General features: G+C 62.3%; 1 protein-coding gene. It reads right to left on the reverse strand.

Annotated features, from left to right (window positions below):
• A partial coding sequence (locus tag MWU54_RS18675) for an EF-Tu/IF-2/RF-3 family GTPase (RefSeq protein ID WP_247086771.1) occupies nt 1-308 on the reverse strand: 308 nt, incomplete at both ends.

The raw sequence follows: 308 nt of genomic DNA on the forward strand, positions 1-308 counted from the left end.
TGCGGACGGTAGTTCGCGAAGAACGGCGTGTGACGGCCACCTTCTTCCTTGGTCAGGATGTAGACCTCGGCTTCGAACTTGGTGTGCGGGTTCACAGAGCCCGGCTTACACAGAACCTGGCCACGCTCAACGCCTTCACGGTCCACACCGCGCAGCAGCGCGCCGATGTTGTCGCCCGCTTCACCGCGATCGAGCAGCTTGCGGAACATTTCCACACCTGTGCAGGTCGTCTTGGTGGTGTCGCGGATGCCGACGATTTCGATCTCGTCGCCCACGTTGATCACGCCACGCTCGACACGGCCGGTCAC

This window comes from Marivita sp. S6314, from assembly GCF_023015985.1.
Lineage (GTDB): Bacteria > Pseudomonadota > Alphaproteobacteria > Rhodobacterales > Rhodobacteraceae > Marivita.